At 61.8% G+C, this 25,547-nt stretch carries 24 protein-coding genes; 13 read left to right on the top strand and 11 right to left on the bottom strand.

Features of this window, described 5'->3' with window-relative positions; all coding sequences use genetic code 11:
- Positions 1-7: 7 nt before the first annotated feature.
- The 3 genes from AC1RMX_RS01945 to AC1RMX_RS01935 all read right to left on the bottom strand — a co-directional run bounded on the left by AC1RMX_RS01945 (position 8) and on the right by AC1RMX_RS01935 (position 3,767).
- Positions 8-2,851, bottom strand: a complete 2,844-nt coding sequence (locus AC1RMX_RS01945; RefSeq protein WP_096817343.1) for a class I adenylate cyclase — start codon at positions 2,849-2,851, stop codon at positions 8-10.
- 194 nt (positions 2,852-3,045) lie between these two features.
- Entirely contained in the window at positions 3,046-3,291 is a 246-nt protein-coding gene (locus AC1RMX_RS01940) for a TIGR02647 family protein (protein ID WP_007951883.1), read from the bottom strand.
- 191 nt (positions 3,292-3,482) lie between these two features.
- Positions 3,483-3,767 carry a hypothetical protein gene (locus AC1RMX_RS01935; protein WP_102620727.1) on the bottom strand — a complete coding sequence of 95 codons (285 nt, stop codon included), beginning with the start codon at positions 3,765-3,767 and terminating at the stop codon, positions 3,483-3,485.
- Positions 3,768-3,890: 123 nt separating this feature from the next.
- Here AC1RMX_RS01935 and AC1RMX_RS01930 point away from each other — a divergent pair, with 123 nt between their 5' ends.
- A complete protein-coding gene (locus tag AC1RMX_RS01930) occupies positions 3,891-4,550 on the top strand; it encodes a glutathione S-transferase family protein (RefSeq protein WP_096817345.1) in 660 nt (219 codons plus the stop codon).
- A 60-nt stretch (positions 4,551-4,610) separates the two neighbouring features.
- Here the strand turns inward: AC1RMX_RS01930 and argH are convergent, their stop codons facing one another.
- Positions 4,611-6,005: an argininosuccinate lyase gene (argH, locus tag AC1RMX_RS01925; protein ID WP_493070226.1), complete on the bottom strand. Its 1,395-nt coding sequence runs from the start codon at positions 6,003-6,005 to the stop codon at positions 4,611-4,613.
- 471 nt (positions 6,006-6,476) lie between these two features.
- Here argH and AC1RMX_RS01920 point away from each other — a divergent pair, with 471 nt between their 5' ends.
- From AC1RMX_RS01920 to rsd, 7 genes are all read left to right on the top strand, one after another.
- Complete coding sequence (locus AC1RMX_RS01920) at positions 6,477-7,223, top strand: LytR/AlgR family response regulator transcription factor (RefSeq protein ID WP_096817349.1); 747 nt, start codon at positions 6,477-6,479, stop codon at positions 7,221-7,223.
- A gap of 138 nt (positions 7,224-7,361) precedes the next feature.
- Positions 7,362-8,303, top strand: coding sequence for a hydroxymethylbilane synthase (gene hemC / locus AC1RMX_RS01915; RefSeq protein WP_493070224.1), 942 nt, complete (start codon positions 7,362-7,364; stop codon positions 8,301-8,303).
- The gene (locus AC1RMX_RS01910; protein ID WP_096817353.1) at positions 8,300-9,067 is read left to right on the top strand and encodes a uroporphyrinogen-III synthase; all 768 of its coding nucleotides are present in this window, start codon (positions 8,300-8,302) and stop codon (positions 9,065-9,067) included. Before hemC ends, AC1RMX_RS01910 begins: the two co-directional genes overlap by 4 nt.
- A 16-nt stretch (positions 9,068-9,083) precedes the next feature.
- A complete protein-coding gene (locus AC1RMX_RS01905; protein WP_493070222.1) occupies positions 9,084-10,226 on the top strand; it encodes a uroporphyrinogen-III C-methyltransferase in 1,143 nt (380 codons plus the stop codon).
- Complete coding sequence (locus tag AC1RMX_RS01900) at positions 10,223-11,461, top strand: heme biosynthesis protein HemY (protein WP_102620729.1); 1,239 nt, start codon at positions 10,223-10,225, stop codon at positions 11,459-11,461. Before AC1RMX_RS01905 ends, AC1RMX_RS01900 begins: the two co-directional genes overlap by 4 nt.
- Before the next feature lie 217 nt (positions 11,462-11,678).
- Positions 11,679-12,230, top strand: a complete 552-nt coding sequence (locus AC1RMX_RS01895; protein ID WP_493070220.1) for a disulfide bond formation protein B — start codon at positions 11,679-11,681, stop codon at positions 12,228-12,230.
- Positions 12,231-12,415: 185 nt separating this feature from the next.
- Positions 12,416-12,874 carry a sigma D regulator gene (gene rsd / locus AC1RMX_RS01890; RefSeq protein ID WP_085731442.1) on the top strand — a complete coding sequence of 153 codons (459 nt, stop codon included), beginning with the start codon at positions 12,416-12,418 and terminating at the stop codon, positions 12,872-12,874.
- 59 nt (positions 12,875-12,933) lie between these two features.
- On the opposite strand, the gene AC1RMX_RS01885 is transcribed toward rsd, so the two are convergent.
- Complete coding sequence (locus AC1RMX_RS01885; RefSeq protein ID WP_493070218.1) at positions 12,934-13,599, bottom strand: FKBP-type peptidyl-prolyl cis-trans isomerase; 666 nt, start codon at positions 13,597-13,599, stop codon at positions 12,934-12,936.
- A 192-nt stretch (positions 13,600-13,791) separates the two neighbouring features.
- Between AC1RMX_RS01885 and AC1RMX_RS01880 the strand changes: the two genes are divergently transcribed.
- Positions 13,792-14,958: an AlgP family protein gene (locus tag AC1RMX_RS01880; protein WP_102620730.1), complete on the top strand. Its 1,167-nt coding sequence runs from the start codon at positions 13,792-13,794 to the stop codon at positions 14,956-14,958.
- Here the strand turns inward: AC1RMX_RS01880 and AC1RMX_RS01875 are convergent.
- Complete coding sequence (locus tag AC1RMX_RS01875; protein ID WP_493070216.1) at positions 14,955-15,416, bottom strand: TIGR02444 family protein; 462 nt, start codon at positions 15,414-15,416, stop codon at positions 14,955-14,957. The two genes, AC1RMX_RS01880 and AC1RMX_RS01875, sit on opposite strands and share 4 nt — an antisense overlap.
- Before the next feature lie 50 nt (positions 15,417-15,466).
- On the opposite strand from AC1RMX_RS01875, the gene AC1RMX_RS01870 reads away from it, so the two are divergent.
- The 3 genes from AC1RMX_RS01870 to AC1RMX_RS01860 all read left to right on the top strand — a co-directional run bounded on the left by AC1RMX_RS01870 (position 15,467) and on the right by AC1RMX_RS01860 (position 18,705).
- Positions 15,467-17,377, top strand: a complete 1,911-nt coding sequence (locus tag AC1RMX_RS01870; RefSeq protein WP_096817366.1) for an ATP-binding cassette domain-containing protein — start codon at positions 15,467-15,469, stop codon at positions 17,375-17,377.
- Positions 17,377-17,958, top strand: coding sequence for a mechanosensitive ion channel family protein (locus AC1RMX_RS01865; RefSeq protein WP_096817368.1), 582 nt, complete (start codon positions 17,377-17,379; stop codon positions 17,956-17,958). The genes AC1RMX_RS01870 and AC1RMX_RS01865 overlap by 1 nt, the downstream gene beginning before the upstream one ends.
- Positions 17,959-18,072: 114 nt before the next feature.
- A complete protein-coding gene (locus AC1RMX_RS01860) occupies positions 18,073-18,705 on the top strand; it encodes a LysE family transporter (protein ID WP_493070214.1) in 633 nt (210 codons plus the stop codon).
- Between the two features lie 60 nt (positions 18,706-18,765).
- Here the strand turns inward: AC1RMX_RS01860 and AC1RMX_RS01855 are convergent, their stop codons facing one another.
- The 5 genes from AC1RMX_RS01855 to AC1RMX_RS01835 form a co-directional block, all read right to left on the bottom strand.
- Positions 18,766-19,509, bottom strand: a complete 744-nt coding sequence (locus tag AC1RMX_RS01855) for a penicillin-binding protein activator LpoB (protein WP_096817370.1) — start codon at positions 19,507-19,509, stop codon at positions 18,766-18,768.
- A gap of 3 nt (positions 19,510-19,512) precedes the next feature.
- Positions 19,513-20,100 (bottom strand): penicillin-binding protein activator LpoB, encoded by a 588-nt coding sequence (gene lpoB / locus AC1RMX_RS01850; protein ID WP_096817372.1) that lies wholly within the window; start codon positions 20,098-20,100, stop codon positions 19,513-19,515.
- 36 nt (positions 20,101-20,136) lie between these two features.
- On the bottom strand, positions 20,137-20,511 hold the full coding sequence (locus tag AC1RMX_RS01845; protein ID WP_096817374.1) for a YcfL family putative periplasmic lipoprotein: 375 nt from the start codon (positions 20,509-20,511) through the stop codon (positions 20,137-20,139).
- A 15-nt stretch (positions 20,512-20,526) separates the two neighbouring features.
- Complete coding sequence (locus AC1RMX_RS01840; RefSeq protein ID WP_102619623.1) at positions 20,527-21,921, bottom strand: COG3014 family protein; 1,395 nt, start codon at positions 21,919-21,921, stop codon at positions 20,527-20,529.
- Between the two features lie 202 nt (positions 21,922-22,123).
- Positions 22,124-23,497, bottom strand: a complete 1,374-nt coding sequence (locus tag AC1RMX_RS01835) for a COG3014 family protein (protein WP_096817378.1) — start codon at positions 23,495-23,497, stop codon at positions 22,124-22,126.
- 151 nt (positions 23,498-23,648) lie between these two features.
- Between AC1RMX_RS01835 and AC1RMX_RS01830 the strand changes: the two genes are divergently transcribed.
- Positions 23,649-25,544 (top strand): FTR1 family protein, encoded by a 1,896-nt coding sequence (locus AC1RMX_RS01830; protein ID WP_493070212.1) that lies wholly within the window; start codon positions 23,649-23,651, stop codon positions 25,542-25,544.
- The last annotated feature ends 3 nt before the right edge of the window (positions 25,545-25,547 follow it).

Here is a 25,547-nt window from a genome sequence, read left to right as displayed (position 1 = left end):
CCCCGCCTCAGACCTGCTCGAGCGCCTCGTTCAGAGAGCGCTCCAGGTCAGCCTTGTAACGCAGATACAGATTGCTCGAACTCTGCCCGTCACCGATCACACCCGAGAGATCGAGGTCGGTGATGTAGCAGCGGTAGCGCTCGGTTTCCCGGCGCTGCCCGACAATCTCCCGGGCGACCACGCTGAACAACTGGTCGCCATGTTCCAGCTCGCTGAATTCCCGCTGATTGCAATACAACGTGACCTGCACTTCGCCCGGTGCGGCTTTGCCGATGATCGCCTGCACGTCGTAGAACGGCTTGTTGACCGGGGTCTGCGGTGCCGGGCGCATTTCGACGCGTCGCGCGCGTCCCGGTCCTGAAGGCAATAACTGGTAATACAAGATTTCAAGGCTGGCGGCGTGGTTCGAGTCCATCGGCAGCAGTGCTTCGCGACGGAACTGGATCGATTGCAGGAACCGTTGCAACGGCACCAACAGGCTTTGCTCGTCGTGATAGGGCAAGTGTTGTTGCCACAGCGCATTGAATTCGTCGAGCACGTACAGCTCGGCCGTTTGTTCGGTGATCCGGTAGAACACCTGAATGCATTCGGGCTGGCCCATCGGCAGGATCAGCGCGAGGTCGTGGTCTTCCAGCGCCATCGGGTCCAGGTGCAGCGGGCTGTAGCGCGGTTGCTCCTCGCCCAGGTAATCGAGCAGCGCTGGCAGGGTGGCGAGAGCGACATGGCTGACCTGGCCCGGCACCAGTTCCAGTACGTGATAGTGCTGTTGCACCTGAATCAGGTAGCGGTGATTCAGGTCGCTGAGCAGCAGGTTCTGAGCGGTGTCGACGATCTCTTCCACCCGGCGGGCGATGAATTGCGCACGGTTGTGGCAGAAGCAGCGCACCCGCAGCGATGGCTGCTGCGGCCCGCGCGGCAGGTTGTTGAGGTAGTCGCGCAGGCAATCGAGCAGCGCATGCGGGCCGTCGAAGCGATTGACCAGCACTTCGTTCCAGCTGTTGAGCGTGACCTGATCGAGGGTCAGCACCAGGTTTTCGCGCACGCCGGCATAGCTCAGGGAGTCCGTGCGCTCGGTGGTCATCAGGATGTTCAGATCGCGGTGATGCTTGAGCGGGTCGACCCCGACATTCACCAGTATCAGCACTTCGCTCGGCACGCTGGCGTGCAGCAGCGGTTCTTCGGCAACGGTGGGCAAGGGCAGGGCGATGCTCTGTTGCAGGCTGCCGAGCAGGTTGAACAGCTCGAATTCGCTCAGGTCGCTGGTGCCGGGATGCAGGGCCAGTCGTGTGCTGCTATCGATTACGCCGTTGCGATGGCACCAGGTCAGCAGTTCCAGCAACTCGCGGCTGCGCTTGATCGGTGCGAAGTGTTCCCACTCCAGCGCCGTCAGGCTGCCGTTGTACAGGCCCCACTGGGTTTGGCCCGGTTCCTTTTTGTTCGGCGACTGCACCAGGGTCAGGGTGTCTTCGGCCAGATCCGGGGCGATGCCGGGGTTGATGAACTCGACCTTGTCGGCCTTGCGTTCGAACGCGGCGTACAGGCGTCGGCCGAGAACGTTGAGATCACGTTTGTTGATCAGGCTGACAGTCTGCTCGGTGCGGGCGAACTGGGTGAGAAAGCGGTAGCTGTAGTTCAGCTCGTTGACCAGGGCCCGGCGCTCGGCGCTGACCTGGCGGACTTTCCACTGGCTGCGGCTGTCGAGCAGCGCCAGTTGCCGCTGGTCCCAGTGCCATTCGCTGGCCAGCCTTTCCAGCAACGAACGCTGCCAGCTCTGGGTGCGACTGTTGCCGGTGAGCTTGCGGTTGACCTTGAGGTACAGCGCCCGACGCACCAGTTCAAGTCGTTCCGGTTCGTTGCGTGCGGTGAGGTATTCCTCGATCCGGCGGTAAACCACCATGTACGGATCCAGCTCGTCGAGGTCCAGCCGGTTGGCGAATACCGCCTGCTTGAAGCGCAGGCTCAGGCACTGCACCTGCGGGTGCTCGCTGGCGTAGACCTCGATCAGCAGCAGCTTGAGCACCGACTTGTAAGGCGATTCGATGCCCTTGAACAGCTGCCACAGCCCGGCGCCCACGAATTCGCCCGGTGGAATGTGCGCCAGCGGCCCCAGGTCGAGGGTTTCATCGTTGCGGATGAAGCGTTTGGACAGCAGCGTGTGGGTGTACTGATCGTAGGCCCGTTCTTCGTAGACCGGCACCAGCCACCAGATCGGCGTACGCCCGGCCAGCCAGATCGCGGTGCGGTAGAACTCGTCCAGCAGCAGGTAATGCTGGGTGGTGCCGCAATCCTCGGAACTGAGCTGGGTATCGCGCTCGCCTTTGACGAAGCGTGTCGGGTCGATCAGGAAGAAATGCGCCTCCGCGCCCTGGCTCGCGGCCCAGACTTCGAGCAACTGGCACTTTTTACGCAGCTCGGCGAGTTCGCTGTCGCTCAGGTCGGGGGCGTGGCACACCCACACGTCCATGTCGCTCTGGTCGGCCTGGGCCAGGGTGCCGAGGCTGCCCATCAGGAACAGGCCATGAATCGGCCGTGGCGGATTGCTGCCGTGGCGCGGCTTATAGGAAAACGAACGCGTCAGGCGCTGGGCTTCGGTGAGGGCGTCGGCGTCCGGCTCGTAATTCGACAGTCCGGCCGGCGTGCTGCCCGAAACATAGCCGGGCAACAGCGGATGATTGACGTGGAAAAACAGCGGCAGCAAGGTCAGCACGCTTTGCTGGCGCGTCGACAGGCCTTCCAGCGCCCGGCTCAGGCGGCCTTCGTTGAGTTTCAGAAAGCGTGCGCGCAGCTGGCTGAGTACCTTGCGGTCGATTCCCTCGTCCAGGTCGGGGCGGATTTCATGGGTGCGGGTCATGTCGACTCAAACCGGCTCGCAGGGCTCGGAGGCAGAGGGTCACGGAATGCGGGGGAGTTTAGCGCCTGTGCAGCGCGAGCATTAAGCTGAATTTGTTTTTTGACGTCAGATTTCCACCGCGTGGCGATGGCTTGCAGCCGGGCTGGCCCGCGGAAATCCCGTGGCAGAGGTTTCCGTGGGCAAAGTCGGGAGGATCAGGCGGTTTGTTGCTCTTTCAGAATCGTCAGTACGGTTTGCACGTTTTGTGCGGCATCGCGACCGAGGCTGGTCAGGTAACCGCCATCAGGCTGGTCTGTCAGTTCTTTTTCAAAGAGGCGTTGGGCAGCAGCAATGTGCTTCGGGGCAGCGGTCTGATGAATTTTCAGGCCTTCCTGGGAACTGTCCAGGTTGAAGAGTGCGAGGACTTCCAGTTCGGCAACCAACTCAGGGGTAAGCGACATAAGGACTCCAGACTTTCTAGGAATTGGACGACAGCGCCCCTAAGGTGAACCTGCCGGCGCGACCTGTCCAGTGTGCGTCGGGGTTTTTGTCTCGGGGGTGGATTCCAGTGTAGTCAGGGGCCGGGAGAAGGCCGCAGAGATGGGTGACAAATTGTGTGGGAGCAGAGCTGCTCCCACATCGGGTTGCCCGGTTAAGCCTTTTCCGGTGGCAACTCGGGCAGTGCACGAAGGGCCGCTTCGTACCATTCGGTATTGAACGCGCGGTCGTCATCGAGCATGGCGTCGATCTCGTAAGCCAGCACGTGGGCCATCAGATTCAGGATGTCTTCGCGCTCATAACCGACCAGCGTCAGCTTGTTGAACGTCGCCTTGGCCGCTGGCGGGTTGTCGCTTTCGATCTGGTTTTCGATGGCTTCGATCAAAGTGCTCTCGGTGAACTCTTCTTCGTCGTTATCGATGTCTGTCGGCTCGCTCATGGCAGGCTCCTCAAGGAAAGGCGCCAGTTTACCCGCATTCAGCGGCGTGATGCTGCTGGCAGGATTCCCCGGAGCGATCTATAAACAGGCACTGCCCACCCCGCACGGCCTGGAGGCTATGTGATGTTCAAGCTCTACGGATTCTCAGTCAGCAACTACTACAACATGGTCAAACTGGCGCTGCTGGAAAAAGGCCTGCCGTTCGAGGAAGTCACGTTCTACCCGACGCCTACGCCTGAGTCTCTGGCCATCAGCCCGCGCGGCAAGGTGCCGGTGCTGGGCGCCGAAGGTGGCTACATCAACGAAACGATGGTGATGCTCGAATACCTCGAAAGCACCCAGAAGGGTGTCTCGCTGCTGCCGAGCGATCCGTTTGCGCGCGCCCAAGTGCTGGCGGTGGCCAAGGAAATCGAGCTGTACATCGAGTTGCCGGCCCGTGCCTGTTACGGCGAAGCGTTTTTCGGCGCGGCGCTGCCGGAGGCGATCAAGGAGAAGACCAAGGCTGAATTGCTGCTGGGGTTTGCGGCGCTGGGCCGTCACGGCAAGTTTGCCCCGTATGTGGCGGGCGACAGCCTGAGTATTGCGGATTTGTATTTTCTCTACAGCGTGCCGCTGGCGGCTGCGGTGGGGCACAAGCTGTTCGGTCTGGATCTGCTGGCGGACATGCCGAAGGCCAAGGCGCTGCTGGAGCGACTTGAACAGAATCCGCATGTGCAGAAGATCGCAGCGGACAAGGAAGCGGCGATGCCAACGTTTTTGGCGATGATCGCGGCCAAAAAGTAGAAGTTTTGTTCTGAAACAAGTTCGCGGGCAAGTCGATAGTTCGACTTGCCCGCGATGCTTTTAGCGGCTGGCGATCAGCGCCTGACCGCGAGCTACGGCAGCCTTGACCTGCGCCGGCGCAGTGCCGCCGATGTGGTCACGGGCATTCACCGAGCCTTCCAGGGTCAGCACGGCAAACACGTCCTGCTCGATCTGGTCGCTGAACTGACGCAGTTCTTCCAGGCTCATTTCCGCCAGATCCTTGCCGGTGTCGACGCCGTATTTCACGGCATGGCCGACGATCTCGTGGCAGTCACGGAACGGCAGGCCACGGCGAACCAGATAGTCGGCCAGATCGGTGGCGGTGGAGAAGCCGCGCAGCGCCGCTTCACGCATGATCGCGTGCTTCGGTTTGATCGCCGGGATCATGTCGGCAAAGGCACGCAGCGAGTCGCGCAGGGTGTCGGCGGCGTCGAACAGCGGCTCCTTGTCTTCCTGATTGTCCTTGTTGTAGGCCAGCGGCTGGCCTTTCATCAGGGTCAGCAGGCCCATCAGGGCGCCGAACACACGGCCGGTCTTGCCACGTACCAGCTCTGGCACGTCGGGGTTTTTCTTTTGCGGCATGATTGAGCTGCCGGTGCAGAAACGGTCCGGCAGATCGATGAACTGGAACTGCGCGCTGGTCCACAGCACCAGCTCTTCGGAGAAGCGCGACAAGTGCATCATCGCGATGCTCGCGGCCGAGCAGAATTCGATGGCGAAGTCACGGTCGGACACGTTGTCCAGCGAGTTGCCGCCGACGGCGTCGAAGCCCAGCAGTTGCGCGGTGTATTCGCGGTCGATCGGGTAGGTGGTGCCGGCCAGCGCGGCGCTGCCCAGCGGCATGCGGTTGGTGCGCTTGCGGCAGTCGACCAGTCGCTCGTAATCGCGGCTGAGCATTTCGAACCAGGCCAGCATGTGGTGACCGAAGGTCACGGGCTGGGCGGTCTGCAGGTGAGTGAAGCCCGGCATGATGCTGCCGGCTTCGCGCTCGGCTTGCTCCAGCAGGCCTTTTTGCAGGCGGGTGATCTCGGCCAGGATCAGGTCGATTTCGTCGCGCAGCCACAGGCGGATGTCGGTGGCGACCTGGTCGTTGCGGCTGCGGCCGGTGTGCAGCTTTTTACCGGTCACGCCGATGCGGTCGGTCAGGCGCGCCTCGATGTTCATATGCACGTCTTCGAGGTCGATGCGCCAGTCGAACTGGCCGGCCTCGATTTCACCCTGGATGGTCTTCAGGCCATCGATGATGCTGTCGCGCTCGGCATCCGTCAGCACGCCGACCTTGGCCAGCATGGTGGCGTGGGCGATCGAGCCCATGATGTCGTGGCGATACAGGCGCTGGTCGAAAGTGACGGAGGCGGTGAAGCGGGCGACGAAGGCGTCGACGGGTTCACTGAAGCGGCCGCCCCAGGACTGATTGGTCTTGTCAGTGCTCATGAATTCGCTCGTATCGGCTTGAAGAAAGAAGGCGTGAAACGCTGGCGCGGATAATAACAGGGTTGCCAATCCTGTCGCTGACACTGGTCGATACGTTTTTTTCTCATGTCGAGGTTCATAGTCGCCGCCGGTTCCGGGGGATTTGCTCAAGGATATTTTCCGATTGAGCAATATCGGCCCGGCGAGCGTCTACAGTAGGACTAAGGGTCGGCGCAACTGTGGATCGCGCAAAGGTCTGGCCGCCGACTATAAGAAGAGAGGGGTGGGTGTATTGACCATCGGCATACCCTGCGTAAAACGCAGACAGCAGCGAGCTCTGAGTGGTGCGTCCCGGGTGTCGGCAAATATTGCCGGCCGACGTACGGCACTTTTTGGCGCTCGCGCTAGTCTTAGCGTGGATCGCGGTGACGGACGTCACTCCACTTGTCTACGCTATCCTTGTGCGAGACTCACGCAGGAATCCAGCGCAATATGAATGTCCTGATCGTTGATGACGAACCACTGGCCCGCGAGCGCCTCGCCCGAATGGTGAGCGAGCTCGAGGGCTACACAGTCCTGGAGCCCAGCGCCACCAATGGCGAAGAGGCGTTGGCACTGATCGACAGCCACAAGCCGGATATCGTGCTGCTCGATATCCGCATGCCAGGCCTCGATGGCCTGCAAGTGGCTGCCCGCCTGTGCGAACGCGAAACCCCGCCCGCCGTGGTGTTTTGCTCCGGTATCGATGAATTTGCCTTGGAGGCCCTGCAGGCCAGTGCCGTGGGCCATGTGGTGAAACCCGTGCGAACCGAACATCTGCAGGAAGCCCTGAAAAGGGCTGAACGTCCGAATCGGGCTCAGCTTTCGGCCCTGACTCGTCCCGCCGCCGAAAGCGGCACCGGCCCGCGCAGCCACATCAGCGCGAGAACCCGCAAAGGCATCGAGCTGATCCCGCTGGATCAGGTGGTGTACTTCATTGCCGACCACAAATACGTGACCTTGCGCCATGAAACCGGTGAAGTCCTGCTGGACGAGCCCCTCAAGGCCCTGGAAGACGAATTTGGCGAGCGCTTCGTGCGCATCCATCGCAACGCGCTGGTGGCTCGAGACCGCATCGAGCGACTGCAACGTACGCCGTTGGGCCACTTCCAGTTGTTCCTCAAGGGGCTGAACGGTGACGCGCTGATCGTCAGTCGCCGGCATGTGGCGGGCGTGCGCAAAATGATGCAAGGGCTTTAGTCCGCAGGCGTCGGGCGGCTCTCAACTCTTTTCACCAGGCATTGCCGGCCAGGGAGGCCACGCCGTTTCTGATTCAGGTCAAAGTGGATTTGGCTGAGCTGTTATTATCCGCCGTATCTATTCAGTACGGATTGATCCATGTCCTCTCGCGAAATCCGCATCGCCACCCGCAAAAGTGCACTGGCCCTCTGGCAGGCCGAATACGTCAAAGCCCGTCTGGAAGCAGCCCACCCGGGACTGCTGGTGACGCTGGTGCCCATGGTCAGTCGTGGCGACAAGCTGCTCGATTCCCCCCTGTCGAAAATCGGCGGCAAGGGTCTGTTCGTCAAGGAACTGGAAACCGCGCTGCTGGAAAACGAAGCCGACATCGCCGTCCATTCGATGAAAGACGTGCCGATGGACTTCCCCGAAGGCCTCGGTCTGTTCTGCATCTGCGAGCGCGAAGACCCGCGTGACGCCTTTGTCTCCAATAACTATTCCAGCCTCGATGCATTGCCTGCCAGCAGCATCGTGGGCACCTCCAGCCTGCGTCGCCAGGCGCAGTTGCTGACCCGCCGTCCCGACCTGGAAATCCGTTTCCTGCGCGGTAACGTCAATACCCGTCTGGCCAAACTCGATGCCGGCGAGTACGACGCGATCATTCTCGCGGCGGCCGGCCTGATCCGTCTCGGTTTCGAAGACCGCATCACCTCGGCCATCAGTGTCGACGACAGTCTGCCCGCCGGTGGCCAGGGCGCCGTCGGTATCGAGTGCCGCAGTGCCGATACCGAAATCCATACCTTGCTCGCGCCTTTGCATCACGCCGATACGGCTGACCGTGTCAGCGCCGAACGTGCCCTCAACAAACACTTGAATGGCGGCTGCCAGGTGCCGATCGCCTGCTACGCCGTGCTTGAAGGCGAGCAGTTGTGGCTGCGTGGTCTGGTCGGCGAGCCGAGCGGCGGCAAGCTGCTCAGCGCTGAAGCCCGTGCGCCGCGCGCTGCCGCTGAAACGCTGGGCGTGCAAGTCGCTGAAGATTTGCTCCGCCAGGGTGCCGCCGACATTCTCAAGGCTGTCTACGGCGAGGCAGGTCACGAGTGACGGCCTGGCGCCTGCTGCTGACGCGCCCCGCTGACGATTGCGAGGCGCTGGCCGAGGTGCTGGCCGGACAGGGGATTTTCAGCAGCTGCCTGCCGCTTTTGGAAATCGCGCCGCTGCCGGTCTCTGACACAATTCGCCAGACGTTTGCCCGGTTGTCGCGCTACAGCGCGGTGATCGTGGTCAGCAAACCGGCGGCGCGTATCGCTGTGCAATGGATTGATACCGATGAGGCGTCGCTGCCGGCCATGCCCTGGTTCAGCGTTGGCGCGGCGACGGCGCAGATTCTTCGGGATCGGGGCCTGGATGCGCACTGCCCGGACGAGGGTGATGACAGCGAAGCCTTGCTGCAATTGCCGCGTCTGCTCGACGCCGTTGCACAGCCCGGCGCGCCGGTGTTGATCCTGCGCGGAGAGGGCGGTCGCGAGCTGCTGGCCGAGCGCCTGCGCGCGCTTGGTGCTAGTGTCGAGTATCTGGAACTGTACCGCCGTGACCTGCCGGACTATCCGCCGCGGGAACTGCCCCGACGGATTGAGGCGGAACGCCTGAACGGGCTGGTGGTCAGCAGTGGACAGGGTTTTGAGCACCTGCGCCAATTGGCCGGCGACACTTGGCCAGTGCTTGCGCAGATGCCGTTGTTTGTTCCAAGCCCAAGGGTCGCCGAGCAGGCACGTGCCGCCGGGGCCCGAACAGTTGTGGATTGTCGCGGCGCCAGTGCCGCGGCCTTGCTGACGGCGTTACGGGAGCATCCCGTGCCCGTTCTCTAATGCAAAGGATGGATACGTGAGCGAAACAGCCTTGCCTAAAGATGACGTTCAACCTGTGATCGATGCACCGGTTGAAGTACCGCCACCGGCCGCTGAACCGCGCCGAGGCAACGGATTGGCCATTGTCGCGCTGCTGCTCGGCGCTACCGGTATCGCAGTGGGTGGCTGGGGTGTCTGGCAGGTGCGACACCTGCAAGCCAACACTCAGGAGCAATTGAGTCAGGTACAGGCGTTGAGTGACCAGGCCCAGACCCTGAAGCTCAACGACCAGCGTCTGACCGAGCGTCTCGGGCAGTTGCCGGGCGCTGACGAACTCGCCGACCGCCAGCGTCTGGTGACGCAGCTTCAAGGTGATCAGCAGCGCCTCAATCAACGTCTGGAAACGGTTCTCGGTGCCAGCCGCAAGGACTGGCGCCTGGCCGAGGCTGAGCACTTGTTGCGTCTGGCCAGTCTGCGTCTTTCTGCCTTGCAGGACATCAGCAGCGCTCAGGCGCTGGTGCAGGGCGCCGATGAAATCCTGCGCGAGCAGAACGACCCGGGTTCGTTTGCCGCGCGCGAGCAAGTGGCGAAAACCCTGGTGGCGCTGCGCAGTACCGCGCAGCCTGATCGTACCGGTCTGTTTCTGAGACTGGGTGCGTTGCGCGATCAGGTCATCGAGCTCACCGAGCTGGCACCTGAGTACAAAGATCGCGGTGATTCCCTGCTGGGTCTGACTGCCGATGGCGACGGTGCCAGTCGCTGGTCGCAGTGGTGGGATCAGATCTCGCGATACATCCGTATCGATTTCAACGCGGACAAAAAAGTCCGGCCGCTGCTCGCCGGTCAGAGCCTGAGCCAGGTGCGTCTGGCCTTGAGCCTTTCGCTCGAGCAGGCGCAATGGGCCGCCCTCAATGGCCAGGCGCCGGTGTACACCCAGGCATTGGCTGAGGCGCGGGACGTGCTCAAGGGCAATTTCAACCCGGACAACCCGCAGAGCAAAATCATGCTCGAGCAAGTGGCGGAGCTGAGCAAGCAACCGGTCACGGTCGTCACCCCGGATCTGGCGGGCACCCTCAGCGCTGTGCAGGCCTATCTTGAGCGACGTAACGTCAACGCTGAAGACTCGGTGAAACCCTTCGCCAAACCTGCTGCCAGCACCGCGCAGGAGGCCACGCCATGAAGCGTCTGTATGTCATCGTGTTTCTGGTGATTGCTGCGACGGCGGCGCTCGGTCTGGCGATCGCCGAGCATTCCGGTTACGTGCTGGTTGCCTACAAAAGCTTCCGCTATGAGTCGAGTCTGTGGGCAACGCTGGCGCTGGTGGCGGTGTTATGGCTGCTCATCTGGGGCATCAAGGCGCTGGTCGAGCTGGTGCTGACTTCGGGTGGCGTAGTCAATCCGTGGTCGCGCCGCAACCGCAGTCGACGCGTACAAGTGGCGATCGAGCACGGTCAACTGGATCTGGCCGAAGGTCGCTGGGCCAGTGCCCAGCGCCATCTTTACCGGGCCGCCGAGGCCGAGCGTCAACCGTTGCTGTATTACCTTGGCGCCGCCCGTGCCGCCAACGAGCAAGGCAATTACGAGGAAAGTGATCGTCTGCTGGAGCGCGCCCTCGAACGTCAGCCTCAGGCTGAGCTGGCGATTGCCTTGAGTCATGCGCAACTGCAAACCGACCGTGGCGATACCGAAGGTGCGCTGGTGACCTTGCAGGCGATGCGCGAGCGTCATCCGCATAACGTTCAGACCCTGCGTCAGTTGCAGCGCCTGCATCAACAGCGTGGTGACTGGTCGGCGGTGATCCGCATGCTGCCCGAACTGCGCAAGGACAAGGTCCTGCCTCCTGCCGAACTGGCCGAGCTGGAGCGTCGTGCCTGGGGTGAGAACCTGTCGCTGGCGGCGCACCGCGAGGAAGATGGCGCGGTGGGTCTGCAGTCGCTCAATCGTGCCTGGCAGCAACTGACCTCGTCGCAGCGTCAGGAGCCTCCGCTGGTCCTGGCGTACGCTGAGCAACTGCGCCAGCTCGGCGCTCAGGTCGAAGCGGAAGAGGTGCTGCGCAACGCCCTCAAGCGCAAGTACGACAGTCACCTGGCGCGCCTCTATGGCCTGGTGCGCGGCAGTGATCCGACGCGTCAATTGCAAGCGGCCGAGGGCTGGCTCAAGGATCATCCCGCCGACCCGAGCCTGCTGCTGACACTCGGTCGACTGTGCCTGCAAGCGAGTCTGTGGGGCAAGGCGAGGGACTATCTGGAAAGCAGCCTGCGTACGCAGCGCAACCCGGAAGCCTGTGCGGAACTGGCTCGATTGCTGGCCCGACTCGGCGATACCGAGCGCAGCAACCAGCTGTTCCAGGAAGGTCTGGGGTTGTTGGATGAGCGTCTGCTGGCGGCGCCTCTGCCGGTACAGGTTCACGCCTGAATGGACGAGGGAGTGCGCTCCCTCGCTCATGTTCTCGACTGAATAGTTACCGCTAATTCGCTTCTGAGGCAAAGTCCTACAGAGGCCTACATTCTTTCCTCTCAAGCCTGTCGGGATTTCCCTACACTTCTGGTGAAGTGTCGTCAGCGGCCCGCCTTGAAAGGCCGCGTCCCTTTCCTCTACCGTAACTGCCTGTCTTTATTGTTACGGATAACCCATGTCGTTGACCTGCTCACGCTCCCTGTTTTTTATGGCTTTCACGGCGGGAACACTGGCGCTGGGAGCTTCCTATTACCTCGAGTACGCGGTCGGCCTGGTGCCTTGCAGCCTGTGCCTGGTGCAACGGCTTTTCCTGAGTATTCTTACCGCCTGCTGTGGTGTGGCGGCTGTGCATGGGCCAAGTCGTTTCGGTCTGTCGCTCTACTGGTCTGGCGCGTTGTCAGCCGCTCTGGGTGGAACGATGGCGGCCTGGCGGCAGGTGCTGCTGCAGAGTGATTCGATGCATCACCTGGCGCAATGCGCACCCAACCCGGAAGAGCTTTTCAGTTCTCTGCCCTGGCTCTGCGCCCTGGCACGGATGTTCAACGACAGCGAGGATTGCGCGCAATTGTCCTGGACATTGTTTGACCTGAGCATTCCGGAGTGGAGCCTGCTGTTCTTCGTCGCGCTGTCGATCCTGGCGGTTTACCAGTTGCTGCGGCTGGCCTGGAGCGCTCTGCAACGACCGCTCAGCGGCGAAGCGTCGCACCGGGCGCTGCTCGGGGATTAAACACTTGTATGAACTTTCTCTCCTGCGTACCTTGAAGCCATAGGCGTGCGGGCATAATCTGGCCCGCACGTGTCATTGGATTTGTGTTGCTCGATGACGCTCTGCCTGGCCGCCTCTCAAAGCAATACCCACAAAAAGGGGCGCGGGAGTAGGGCAGCATGACCCACAAGGGAAGAGAGATCGCCATGCTCGAAAGTTGTCAGAATGCTCAGGAACGTTGGGGTGGAGTTCATCTGCTGATCGACCGCTGGCTCCAGGAGCGTGAGGAGCTGATCGCTGCTTACGACAAGCTGGGCGCAGAGCCTCAGTCACTCTCCGTGGATCGAAAGCCCTTGCAGGAATTCTGCGGCGTGCTGGTCGATTACGTGTCGGCCGGGCATTTCGAAATCTACGAACAGCTGACGGGCGAGGCCAAGGCCTTCAACGACAAGCGCGGCCTGGAACTGGCCGAGACGATTTATCCGCGCATCGATGTCATCACGGAAAAACTGCTGGCCTTCAATGACCTTTGCGATGAAGGCAAATGCGTTGCCGAAAAATTCAAGGAGCTGGGTGGGCTGCTCCACGAGCGCTTCGAACTGGAAGACTGCCTGATCGAAGTGCTGCACACCGCTCATAAGGAAGAGGATTCGGTTCAGGCCTGAACCGACCCTGCAAGACACAAAAACGGTGCGCCAACAGCGCACCGTTTTTTATTGGGCGATCAACTGGTCGCGCCGCGCAATTCGACTTCGAACACCAGCGGTGTGAACGGCGCGATCAAGTCGCCGGCACCGTCGGCGCCGTAAGCCTGATCCGATGGAATCACCAATCGCCACTTCGCACCCACCGGCATGTTTTGCAGCGCGGTGCGCCATCCGGCGATCACGCTGTCGAGATTGAACCACTGTGGCTGAGTGTTCTGATCGAACACGGTGCCGTCCGGCAGTCGACCGACATACAGCACCTGTACTTTTCCATCAGGGCCGGCCTTGCTGCCATTCCCCGGCGCCAGCTCGGTCAGCAGGATGCCGTCGGCCAACTCTTTCACTCCCGGTTTGGCTTTTTCGGCGGTGAGAAAACGTCGCTCGTTTTCCATCGCAGCTTCAGTCGACGGCATGGCGGCATGCTCGGCCGTCTGCGATTCGTGATCGGCCAGGATCTGCTCGATACGTGCCTCGCTCAGGGCCAGCGGCTTGCCTTGATAGGCCTGTTGCAGACCTTCGATCAATGCCTGGATCTGTAGCTGCGGCACTTCTTGACGCAGCCGTTCACCGAGGCTCGCGCCGAGACTGTAGGCCAGATCATGAGCATCGTTCGCGGTATTTTTTTCGTCGGCCTGAACCGCCGAAAAGATCATGCAGAGGGATAAAAAAAAGTAGCGCGACATGGGCACTCTCCGTCCTGAATTGCGGTGGATTATGCCAGCGCGAACGTCTGCACCGGTGAACTGCTTTGAGCAATGTGCAGAAGTTTTTCGCAAGCCTGCAACCGAGTGTATTCGATACTGTCAACATGCCCTAGCGGCGGTAGCAGCAGAGGTCTAGTATGAGCCGCACTCACGTCAGCCAGGAGGTAAACCATGTCGGCCACCAAGAAGCCTGTAAATACTCCGTTGCACTTACTCCAACAGCTCTCGGGCAGCCTGCTCGAACATTTGGAAAACGCTTGCTCCCAAGCCTTGGCTGATGCTGAAAAACTGCTCGCCAAACTGGAAAAGCAACGCGGCAAGGCGCAAGAAAAACTGCACAAATCCCGCACCAAATTGCAGGACGCAGCCGCAGCCGGTAAAGCCAAGGCGCAGACCAAGGCCAAGGGTGCCGTGAAGGAACTCGAAGACCTGCTGGATGCGCTGAAGGATCGCCAGTCCGACACCCGCAGCTACATTCTGCAACTCAAGCGCGATGCCCAGGAAAGCCTGAAACTGGCCCAGGGTGTCGGTCGTGTTCAAGAAGCCGTCGGCAAGGCGTTGTCCCTGCGTTCGGCCAAGCCGGCAGCGGCGCCTGCGAAAAAAGCGGCCGCCAAACCTGCTGCAAAAGCCCCGGCCAAGGCACCTGCCAAAGCCCCGGCAAAAGCGCCAGTGAAAGCCGCCGCAAAACCTGCAGCGAAGAAACCCGCAGCCGCCAGCGCTGCAAAACCTGCGGCTAAAACCGTCGCGGCAAAACCTGCTGCCGCCAAGCCGGCTGCTGCCAAACCAGCCGCTGCCAAACCAGCTGCCAAGCCTGCCGCGAGAACCGCTGCTGCAAAAGCTGCTCCGGCGAAAACCGCAGTTGCCAAACCGGCTGCAAAACCAGCCGCCAAAACCGCCGCTAAACCGGCAGCAAAACCTGCGGCCAGAACGGCTGCTGCCAAGCCAGCAACCAAAACCGCGGCCAAACCGGTTGCCGCTAAACCTGCAGCGAAACCAGCCGCCAAGCCTGCGGTAAAAGCCGTGGCTAAACCTGCTGCAAAACCGGCCACCGCCGCCAAGCCTGCAACTACTGCGGCCAAGCCAGCAGCTACCGCTAAACCAGCAGCGGCTGCCGCCAAGCCAGCAGCGAAACCCGCCGCAAAACCTGCCGTGAAAAAACCTGCCGCTGCCAAGCCAGCTGCAGCGAAACCGGCTACTGCACCTGCTGCCAAGCCAGCCGCGCCGGCAACCCCGGCATCGACCGCAGCACCTGCATCCGCCGCCACTACCTCGACCACCACCGCGCCATCGTCGGCACCGGTGTCGAGCGTCGCCAGCAACCCGACCAGCGCTTCCTAAGCACCGGTCGCCGCGACGCGCAGCACTTGCAGCGCGTCGCGGTTCAGGTTGGCCGCACTGCCGGCCAGAACCTCCAGCCAGTCACTCGATTCCTTCGAGTTGCGCCTCCAGCCCTGCGCCGCGCCTTCAAGTCGCGACAGCAAAGCGCGCTCCGCCTCCAGTTCCAGCCCCTTGATCTGCTCGCGCATACCCTTGAGCACCGGATCCGTGTCAGTCAGCGTTTTCCACTGCATGCGCATCGCTCGCAGCGGTTGAATCACCTCTTTGTCCCAAGGGATGGTCAGCTCTCGAAGCTGTTTCGCACGCATCTCGTCGCAGGTCGCATCGCGCTGTTCCAGCCACAAACCGCACAGCATCAGGCACACATTGGCCCCCGCCGATTGCAGGCGCAGGCAGGCATCCTCTACGCCGGGACGGGCATAGACGGCAAGGGCAAAGCTCCACAGGTCAGAGGACATCGTGCTACTCGCGCCAGTTGTGAGCGAAGCTGGTAGACTCCGCCGCCATTATGATCCGACTTCAGAACCTGACTTTACAGCGTGGCCCGCAACGTCTGCTAGAAGACGCCGAGCTGACCCTGCACGCCGGCCACAAAGCCGGCCTCATCGGTGCCAACGGCGCCGGCAAATCCAGCCTGTTCGCCTTGCTGCGCGGTGAGTTGCACCCGGACTCGGGCGATTGCCTGCTGCCGGCCGACTGGCGTATCGCCCACATGCGCCAGGAGGTCGACACCCTCGAGCGGCTGGCGGTCGACTATGTGCTCGACGGCGACCTGCGTCTGCGCAAAGTGCAGCGTGAGCTCGCGGCAGCCGAAGAGGCTCACGACGGCACCGCACTGGCCCGCCTGCACATCGAACTCGACAGCGCCGACGGCTACACCGCCGATGCGCGTGCGCGCAAGTTGCTGGCCGGTCTCGGTTTCACCAATGAGCAGATGGATCGTCAGGTAGGAGATTTCTCCGGTGGCTGGCGGATGCGTCTGAACCTTGCGCAGGCTTTGATGTGCCCATCGGACCTGCTGCTGCTCGACGAACCGACCAACCACTTGGACCTCGATGCCATCATCTGGCTCGAAGAGTGGCTGAAAAGTTACCCCGGCACGTTATTGCTGATCTCCCACGACCGGGATTTCCTCGATGAAGTCGTCGATCATGTGGCCCACGTCGATCAGCGCAAGCTGACCCTCTACCGTGGCGGCTACACCGCGTTCGAACGCGCCCGTGCCGAACGTCTGGCCCAGCAGCAACAGGCCTACGAGAAGCAGCAGGCGCAACGTGCGCACATGGAAAGCTACATCGCCCGCTTCAAGGCCCAGGCCACCAAGGCCCGTCAGGCCCAGAGCCGGATCAAGGCGCTGGAACGGATGGAAGAGCTGTCGGCGGCCCACGTCGATTCGCCGTTCGACTTCGTGTTCCGTGAATCGACCAAGATTTCCAGCACGCTGATCGACCTGTCCGATGCCAACCTGGGCTACGGCGACAGAACCGTGCTGGAGAAGGTCAAGCTGCAACTGACCCCCGGCGCGCGGATCGGCTTGCTCGGCCCCAACGGCGCGGGCAAGTCGACCCTGATCAAGAACCTCGCCGGCGAACTCGAACCGTTGGCCGGGCGCCTGACCCGTGGCGAAAACACCGTCGTCGGCTACTTCGCCCAGCATCAGCTCGACTCGCTGGACGCCAAGGCCAGCCCGTTGCTGCACTTGCAGCGCCTGGCGCCGACCGAGCGTGAGCAGACCCTGCGCGACTTCCTCGGTGGTTTCGACTTCCGTGGTGCGCGACTCGACGAGCCGGTACTGAATTTCTCCGGTGGTGAGAAAGCGCGTCTGGCCCTGGCGTTGATTGCCTGGGAACGGCCGAACCTGTTGCTGCTCGACGAACCGACCAACCACCTCGATCTGGAAATGCGCCTGGCGCTGACCATGGCGTTGCAGGAATTCAGTGGCGCGGTACTGGTGGTTTCCCACGATCGGCATCTGCTCAAGAGCACCACCGACAACTTCTACCTGGTCGCGGACGGCAAGGTCGAAGAGTTCGATGGCGACCTCGAAGACTACGCCCGCTGGCTGGTGGAATACCGCCAGCGCAACGCCCCGGTCAGTAACACGCCGGTCAACCCGGACAAGACCGACAAGAAGGCCCAGCGTCAGGCTGCTGCCGCGTTGCGCCAGCAACTGGCGCCGCACAAGCGCGAGGCCGACAAGCTCGAAGCCGAACTCGGCAAGCTGCACGAGAAGCTGGCGAAGGTCGATGCCAGCCTCGGCGACAGTGACATCTACGAGCCGGCGCGCAAGAACGAATTGCGCGACCTGCTGGCCGAACAGGCCAAGCTGAAAGTGCGCGAAGGCGAACTTGAAGAGGCGTGGATGCAAGCGCTGGAAACCCTGGAAAGCATGCAGTCGGAGCTGGAGGCGCTGTCCTGATGGACGCGTTCAAGCTGCCGCTGCCAGCGGTGTGGATCGAGCCGATCTGGCTGGGCGTGCAGATTCTGCTGATCCTGCTGGCCGGTTACTTCGCCCAGCGCGTCGTCGCCCGATTCCTGACACGCCTGGGCGAGAAGTATCCGTTCCCGCCGCAGCTGCTGATGCCGCTGCGCGGGGGGCTGCGTTGGCTGATCATGGGCAGCGCGCTGATCTTCGTGCTGGAACGCCTCGGAGTCTCCGCCACGGTGCTGTGGACGGCGTTGTCCGGCTTCGTCGCCGTCGCGGCGGTGGCGTTCTTCGCCATGTGGAGTGTGCTGTCGAACCTGCTCTGTGCGATTCTGATCTTCACCGTCGGCCCGTTTCGTCTGGGCGATGTGGTGGAGCTGGTGGACACCACCGACAAGCCCGGCGTCAAAGGCCGGGTGGTGGCGATCAATCTGCTCTACACCACGCTGATCGAAGCCGAAGAACTCGGCACCGGCAGCGCCATGGTGCAGGTGCCCAACAGCCTGTTCTTCCAACGCTCCGTGCGACGCTGGCGCGGGTCGGATGTGTTTCCTTCCAGCGGTTTCGAAAAGTGATCGGGCGCCGGCCACGTTGGTCGGCAGCCGCAACATCCTGAAAAAAATCGGTAGTCATCCAGCCTGAATCGCATTAGCTTGGACGTTTGTCACGAGTCCGAGTCGAGGTGTGCGATGGAGCTTCAAACATGGCTGGCGTTTTTTGCCGCCTGCTGGGTGATCAGCCTTTCTCCTGGTGCCGGCGCGATTGCGTCGATGTCCAGCGGTCTGCAATACGGTTTCTGGCGCGGTTACTGGAACGCCCTGGGCCTGCAACTGGGTCTGGCCCTGCAGATTGCCATCGTCGGCGCCGGTGTCGGCGCCATCCTCACCGCTTCGGCCACCGCGTTCCATGCGATCAAATGGTTCGGTGTCGCGTACCTGATTTATCTGGCGATCAAGCAGTGGCGCGCACTGCCGATGGACATGAGCGATGACGCGGCGGTACGCCCGATCGGTCGGCCGATGGCGCTGGTATTCCGTGGGTTCCTGGTGAACATCAGCAACCCCAAGGCTCTGGTGTTCATGCTGGCGGTGCTGCCACAGTTCATCAACCCTCACGCGCCGTTGCTGATCCAGTACGTGGTGATCGGCGTGACCATGATCTGCGTCGACCTGATCGTCATGGCCGGCTACACCGGGCTGGCGTCGAAGGTGCTGCGCCTGCTGCGCACACCGACCCAGCAGAAGCGCATGAGCCGCACGTTTGCCGGGCTGTTCATCGGTGCGGCGGCGTTCATGGCGACGTTGCGCAAAGCCGCCGCGTAAAGCGGGCAGGCATAAAAAAGGCGACCTTTTCAGGTCGCCTTTTTCGTTTTCGGCAGTCGGTCAGTGAAGAATCACCGGCGCCGTATCACGCGGCAGATTGTTGCGCTGCTGCGGTTCGCGCGGTTGCTCGTAACCGTTGCCACCGAGCTGCATGCTCAGCTGTCCGGCGACGTCTTCGCCCAGCGCTTTCGAGACATCACGCACCACCCGTGGGCGGTTGAGAGAGATCTTGATGTCGCGGTGGTTCACCAGTTTGGTGTCCTGTGCTTCACCCATCGCCGTGAAGGCCGAGGTGATTTCGTAGGTCTTGGTGTTGATCAGGCTGAAATCCGCCACCAACGTCAGGCCCAGAACGGCCGAATAGCTGTCGGTGTTCGCCAGCTCGTTCATGTCCTGGGTGAAGTCGATGTCAGACACCGTGCCGAACAGCACGTAGTCGGCGCCCTTGAAGTTGCCGGCCTTGATCCGCTTGATCACATCGTAGATGTCACCCTTGGACGAGGCAGTGTATGGCGTGCCCTGGATCAACTGGAACATGCCGGTGCGCAGGATTTCACCCTTGATGTCGCCGGTGAATTTGCGCAGCTCGGCCTGCTCGATGTAACTGGTGTTGGCTTCGAACTCGTCGTAGCTCGAAGAACCGCTGGAGCTGTAGTAGCCCTCGCGGTAATTGTTCTTCGACGAAACGATGTGGATGTATTGCTCCACACGTTCCTGGTACGCCAGATCCGTTACCGCGACTTTCGGGGCCGCTTGCGCGCTGAACGCGCAAGCCAGGGCCATCATGCCAATCCATGCGCGCATCAATTAACGCTCCGTGGTTTTGCGGATCTCTTTCTCGTCCATCCACTCGGCCAGACCGCTTTCAACGTCGATCAGTTGCAGGCTGAATTTGTAGAAGACGTCCTTGTAGTCGCTGCTGCGCTTGACGATCGAGCTGATCGAACCTTCAAGACGGTATTTGGCGGCGATCATGTTGCCGGTCTTGGCCACGGTGTTCTTCTTGTACAGGCCGCTCTGGTTTTGCAGCTTGAGCTGATCGACTTGGCTCTGCATGGCGGTGTTGTCGCTGGCGAAACGGGCGGCGCCGGACTTCATCAGCTGAGTCTTGATGCTGGTGGTGATTTCACGGGTGTCGATGTATTCGCTGGTCTTGTTCTTGACGTCGTAGACCTGCACCACAGGGCGGCCCTGCAGAATGCCGGACTGGGCGAGGGAACGGGTCATCGACTCGGCGATCATCTGCAGGTCGGTCGAACCGAACTCGTTGGTCACGGTTTCAACGGCCTTGGTGTCGCCGTAGCTGATGTTCTTGCTGCCCAGGGTCGGCGAAGTGTTGGCGCAACCGCTGGCCAGCAGGGCGATGACGGCGATGAAGGAAAAGCGTGCAAACATGGGAATGCTCTCTGAATCAGGAATAGGGTGTCGGGCTTAAGGCGTCTTGAGTTCCAGACGGAAATCCACGGCTTTCGGTGTCGGGGCGATTCCCTGAATGAAGCTGGTCTGGGCGCCGTACATCATCTGGCTCTTCCAGACTTCTTCTTCGGCAATCGGAAAGCCTTCCGCGCCGAGCCAGGCGAAGCGGTAGTAGAACGTCTTGTTGCTGTTGAGGGTGTTGGTCAACTGCACATTGACGGTCATGAAGCCGTTCTCACGGGCGACGCGCATGGCACCGACCGCGATGTGTTTCTGCGGGCCCATGGCCACGACCTTGCTCGCGGCGCTGCCCGGCTCCGGTGGTGGCGGGGTGGCGCAGCCGCTGGCCAGCAAGGCGAGGGCGGCGACGGCGAAGAGTTTGAAACGCATGCAAAGACTCCGTTCTTAAGGTTGTTTGAGGCTGGCCACAGCAGTGGCGTTGGCGCTCGGGATCACGTGGGCGGCGAGCCCGGCGGCAAACACCTGGTTGCCCACGGCGCGCAGGGTGATCACCTGATAACGCTGATCGACGGTGATCTTGACCACCGAACCACCCACGGCGCTCGGCAGGGTAACCTGATGCTCACCCTTTTTCAGGCGCAGACGCACCACCTGGGTGGTGTCCGGCAAGGTACGCCACGTACGGGTATCGGCACCTTCGAGCACAGCTGAAGAGATACCGACCGCCAGGCCCGCCAGCGGGTTGGTTTCGTTGATCTTCTTCTGCGCCACGCCTTTGGTGATCGCGCGCACCATGGTGCGTACGATGATCCCCGGCATGTCATCGCGCAGGGCGCGGCGGGACATGGCAGTGGTGCTGTTGAGGGCGGTCAGGTTCAGTTGCTGGCCGTCGACACCGATCTGCGCGAACGGCGCGGTCGAGGTGTCAGGCTTGATGATCGGGAACGACAACGGGGTGATCACCACGCTGTTGGAGATCGGCAGCGGCAGCGGGACGCGGATCGAGTCGCGGGCCGGTGCCAGACCGCTTTGCACCACGATCAGGATGTCGCTGTCATCGCTCTTGACCGGTTTGTCCAGGTTGACCAGCGCCTGTTCCAGCAGCGGCGTGTTCGGGCGCAGCTCGGCGGCCTTGCGATAACCCGGTGCCGCCAGGTCTTTTTCGTCCAGGGCTTCGTAGACGAAACCGGCCAGGTAGTGGCTGAACGCGCTCTGGTAGCTGTTCTTCAGGCCGACCACTTCCGGGGCGTCGAGGCTGGCGACCGGGTAGCCTTGCAGGTCCTTGTACTGGGTCTTGATGCCTTCCTTCTCGGCTTCCTCTTCGCTCTTGAGGTATTCCTTGTCGCGCAGGTCGGCGATCACGGCTTCACGTTCGTGGGTCTTTTTGATCGCGGTGCGGGCGCCGTCGAAATCGTTGACCGCCAGCAGGTTCAGGGCCATCTGCGTGGTCAGCATGACTTTTTCGTAGTCGTAGCCTTCGTAGCGACGAACCTTGTCGTTGACCAGGAAGCTGCCGAACTGGGCCAGGTATTTGTCGGTGTCGAGCTTGACCGAGTCTTCCCACTTGCCCACTACCTGGTCGGCGCTGGTCCAGGCGTTCTGGCTGCCGGACAGATCACCCTTGGCGCGCAGCAGTTCGCCTTTTTCGAAGTAGTAGAGCAGGTCCTTGTCTGGACCGGTGTTGTTCTTTTCCAGCAGGGTCAGGGCGGCGTCGACGTTGCCGGTGGCCAGTTGCTGGTTGGTCTGGGCCAGTTCGGAATCGTAGTTGCGAAACGCCGAACAGCCGGACAGCAGGGTGACTGCGCCAAGCGCGATCAGAGTGGGAGCGCGGAATGCCATGGGGTACTTCTTCCATGAGTAGCGACAGCCTCGGGTGCGGGTCGGGCTGCTGGGACCGATCGGCAGTGGCGTTGGCCTCCTGCCAATTCCTCATAATCAGAGGAGCTTTAATGCCGCATCGCGATAACGAGGGCGCGGCATTATAGGCGGCCGATGCTGGCTATGTAATAGCTTTTTAATCGCACCGGTTAGTTCTGTGCCACTACTTATCAGGCAGCCCGGCATTGCCGATCGCATTGCCGATATCGCTCAAAAGTCTCAAGTTGACCAATTGATGATCGCGATCGATCCGCAGGGTGACCGGTGCGGCACCCGGCACATTGGGGGCGCCGAACTGATGATTGCCCTTTTTCAGCCGCAGCCGTGCCACCAGTGTCTTGTCTGGCAGGGTGCGCCAGGTTCGCGTATCCGCTTCTTCAAAGGGGTCGTGCTCAGTGACGACCAGCGAGGCCTTGGCCGGGTTGCGTTCATTTTCATGGGCCTGAGAAATGGCCGCCATGTTGGCGCGGAACATCGCCCGGGAAATGATCGCCGGCATATCGTCGCGTAACGTGCGAAATGCCATGTCGGTGACGCTGTTGATCGCGGTCAGCGGCCGTTTGCGGCCATCCACCATGATGTGGTCGAACGCCGGTGTGACAGTGTCCGGCACCAGGATGGGAAAGGAGATCGGCGCGGTAATGACCAGGTTTTCATTGAGCCGCACCGGGATCGGCACGCTGACGGAGCTGCGAGCCGGGGCCAGACCGCTCTGGACGACGATCAGCACGTCGCTTTCATCATTGTTGGCCGGTGGCTTGTCGAGGTTGCGCAGCGCCTGTTCGAGGAACGGTGTATTCGGGCGCAACTCGATTGCCTGGCGATAGCCCGGAGCCGCCAGACCCCGCTCGCCCAGCGCTTCATAGGTGAATCCGGCCAGGTAATGGCTGAAGGCACTCTGGTAGCCGTTTTTCAGTTCAATCACCGCCGGCGCATTCAGGGTCTGGACCGGATAGCCCTGCAGATCCTTGTATTGCACGGAGATGCCTTGAGTCTTGGCCTGCTCCTCGAGTTCCTCGTACTGACGTTCCCGTTGACGGGCAATCAGTGTTTCGCGCTCGTGGGTTTTCTTGATGTCGGCCCGGGCGCCGTCGAAATCGCCGACGGCCAGTTGGTTGAGGGCCATCTGCGTGGTCAGCATGACCTTTTCGTAGTCGTAGCCGTCGTAGCGGCTCAACTTGTCGTTGACCAGCATCGTGCCCATTTCATAGGAGAACTGATTGAGCAGCTTCATGGGCGCAGAAGGCACGACCTCTTCACGTTGAAACACCATGCGGTCGGCGCTGCGCCAGGCCGTCTGACTCTGCGGCAAGGCGTTGGCGAAGCTGAGTATCGAGCCCTTTTCGAAGTAATAGAGCAGATCCTTGTCTTCCCAGGGGTTGTGCCATTCCAGCAGATCCAGCGCGCCCTGAAAGTCGCCGCGCATCAACTGGGCATTGGTCTGTTGCATCTCCAGATCGTAATTGCGGTAGGCGGCGCACCCGCTCAGTTGCAGGATCGTGCCGATTAACACCGGGAACAGCAGGCATTGGCGCATGGAGTGCAGCTCGTCCTTGAACAGTGAGGCGGGAGGTGTCGGATTATAGGGGCGGGCGATGGCTATGTGCCGGAGATTGGAGAGAAAGCTTGAGTCAGGCTTCCGCGACGTGAACAATGTGTTACTTCGCATTTCCAATTGAGACCCCTTCATGACTGCCTCGTCCCGATTCCTGGCCTGGCTGGTGTTCCCGTTGTTTGCCCTGAGCAGCTTCAATCTGCTGGCCGAAACCGTGGAAGGCGCGCCGCAAGCGCTGCACCTGCTCGATTACATCAGCGCCGATTACCCGCCAACGGTAGAGGCGGGCAAGGTCATCGACGATGCCGAATACCGTGAACAACTGGAGTTCACCCGCGCGCTGCAAGGCTTGATTGCCGGCATGCCGGCCAAACCGGAGAAGGTTGGTCTGGAGCAAGGCATCGACGCTCTGCTCGCCGCCATCACCGCCAAGCAGGACGGCGCGGACGTCGCCCGTCAGGCCCGGCAACTGGGGGCGAAACTGGCGGTGGCCTATGAAGTCAGCCAGGCCCCGATCATCACCCCGGATCCGACCCGTGGCGCGCCGCTCTATACCCAGCACTGCTCGGTGTGTCATGGCACCAACGGTGCCGGCGATGGCCCTGCGGGTGTCGGCATGGAGCCCGCGCCGGCCAACCTGCGTGATGCGGCGCGCCTGGATCACCTGAGCCTGTACGCGATCTACAACACCCTCGGCCAGGGCGTCGAAGGCACCGACATGCCGCCCTTCGCCGATCAACTGGACGATCGTCAGCGCTGGGATCTGGCGACCTATATCGCTCAGTTCAGCGCCGATCCGGCCACGGCCAAAACCGACAAGACCTACAACATCGCCGACCTCGCCCGTCAGACACCGGCCGAAGTGCAGGCCGCCGAAGGCCCGGCCGCGGCCGCGACCTTCCGCGCACAGCGGGCGCAACCGCCGCAGGTCAAGCGAGGCCCGGCGCAGTTGCTCGACTACACCGCCGCGACGCTGGACAAGAGCCTTGCCGCTTACCGCGCCGGCGAGCGTGATCAGGCTTATGACTTGTCCGTTGCCGCGTATCTGGAAGGCTTCGAACTGGTCGAAAGCTCACTGGATAACGTCGACGCCAACGTGCGCAAGGACACCGAAAAATCCCTGATGGCCTACCGGCAATCGCTGCAGGATGGCTTGTCGGTCGAGCAGGCCGAGCAGCGCCTCGACGCGGCCAAGGCCAAACTCAAGGAATCCGCCGGCCTGCTGGGCAGCGACGGACTGAGCTGGTCGCTGAGTTACATCTCCGGGCTGCTGATTCTGTTGCGTGAAGGGCTGGAAGCGATTCTGGTGCTGGCGGCGATCCTCGCGTTCCTGCGCAATACCGGCCAGCAATCGGCGGTGCGCAGCGTCAACGTCGGCTGGGGCCTGGCGCTGTTGGCCGGTCTCGGCACCTGGGCGCTGGCGGCGTACGTGATCGATGTCAGCGGCTCCCAGCGCGAACTGCTGGAAGGCGCCACCGCGCTGTTCGCCAGTGTCATGGTGCTGTGGCTCGGGGTGTGGATGCACGACCGTCGCCACGCAGCGGCCTGGCAGGACTACATCAAGCAGAGCCTGGTCGGTGGCGGTGGTCGATTCGGCTTCGCGATCCTGGCGTTCTTCTCGGTGTACCGCGAGCTGTTCGAGGTGATCCTGTTCTACGAAACCCTGTGGTTGCAGGCGGGGCCTGCCGGGCACAACGCGGTGTTGGCGGGTGGGGCGACGGCGCTGGTGCTGCTGTTCGGTCTGGCGTGGGTGATACTGCGCGGCTCGGCGAAACTGCCGCTGGCACTGTTCTTCAGCATCAACGCGGCGCTGCTCTGCGCGCTGTCGGTGGTGTTTGCCGGTCATGGTGTGAAGGCGCTGCAGGAGGCCGGGATTTTCGGCACTCGCCCGGTGGCGTTCTTCGATTTCGAATGGCTGGGGATTCATGCCGACGCCTACTCGCTGACGGCTCAGGCTGTGGCGATTGCGGCGATCATCGTGCTGTATGGCCGCAGTTGGGTGGCTGAAAAGCGCCGAGTGGCGGCTTGAGAT

It is taken from the genome of Pseudomonas sp. GW822-FHT03F04 (assembly GCF_058801405.1).
The sequence above is the reverse complement of the archived record's forward strand: the minus strand, read 5'-3'. Positions and strand labels throughout refer to the sequence as shown.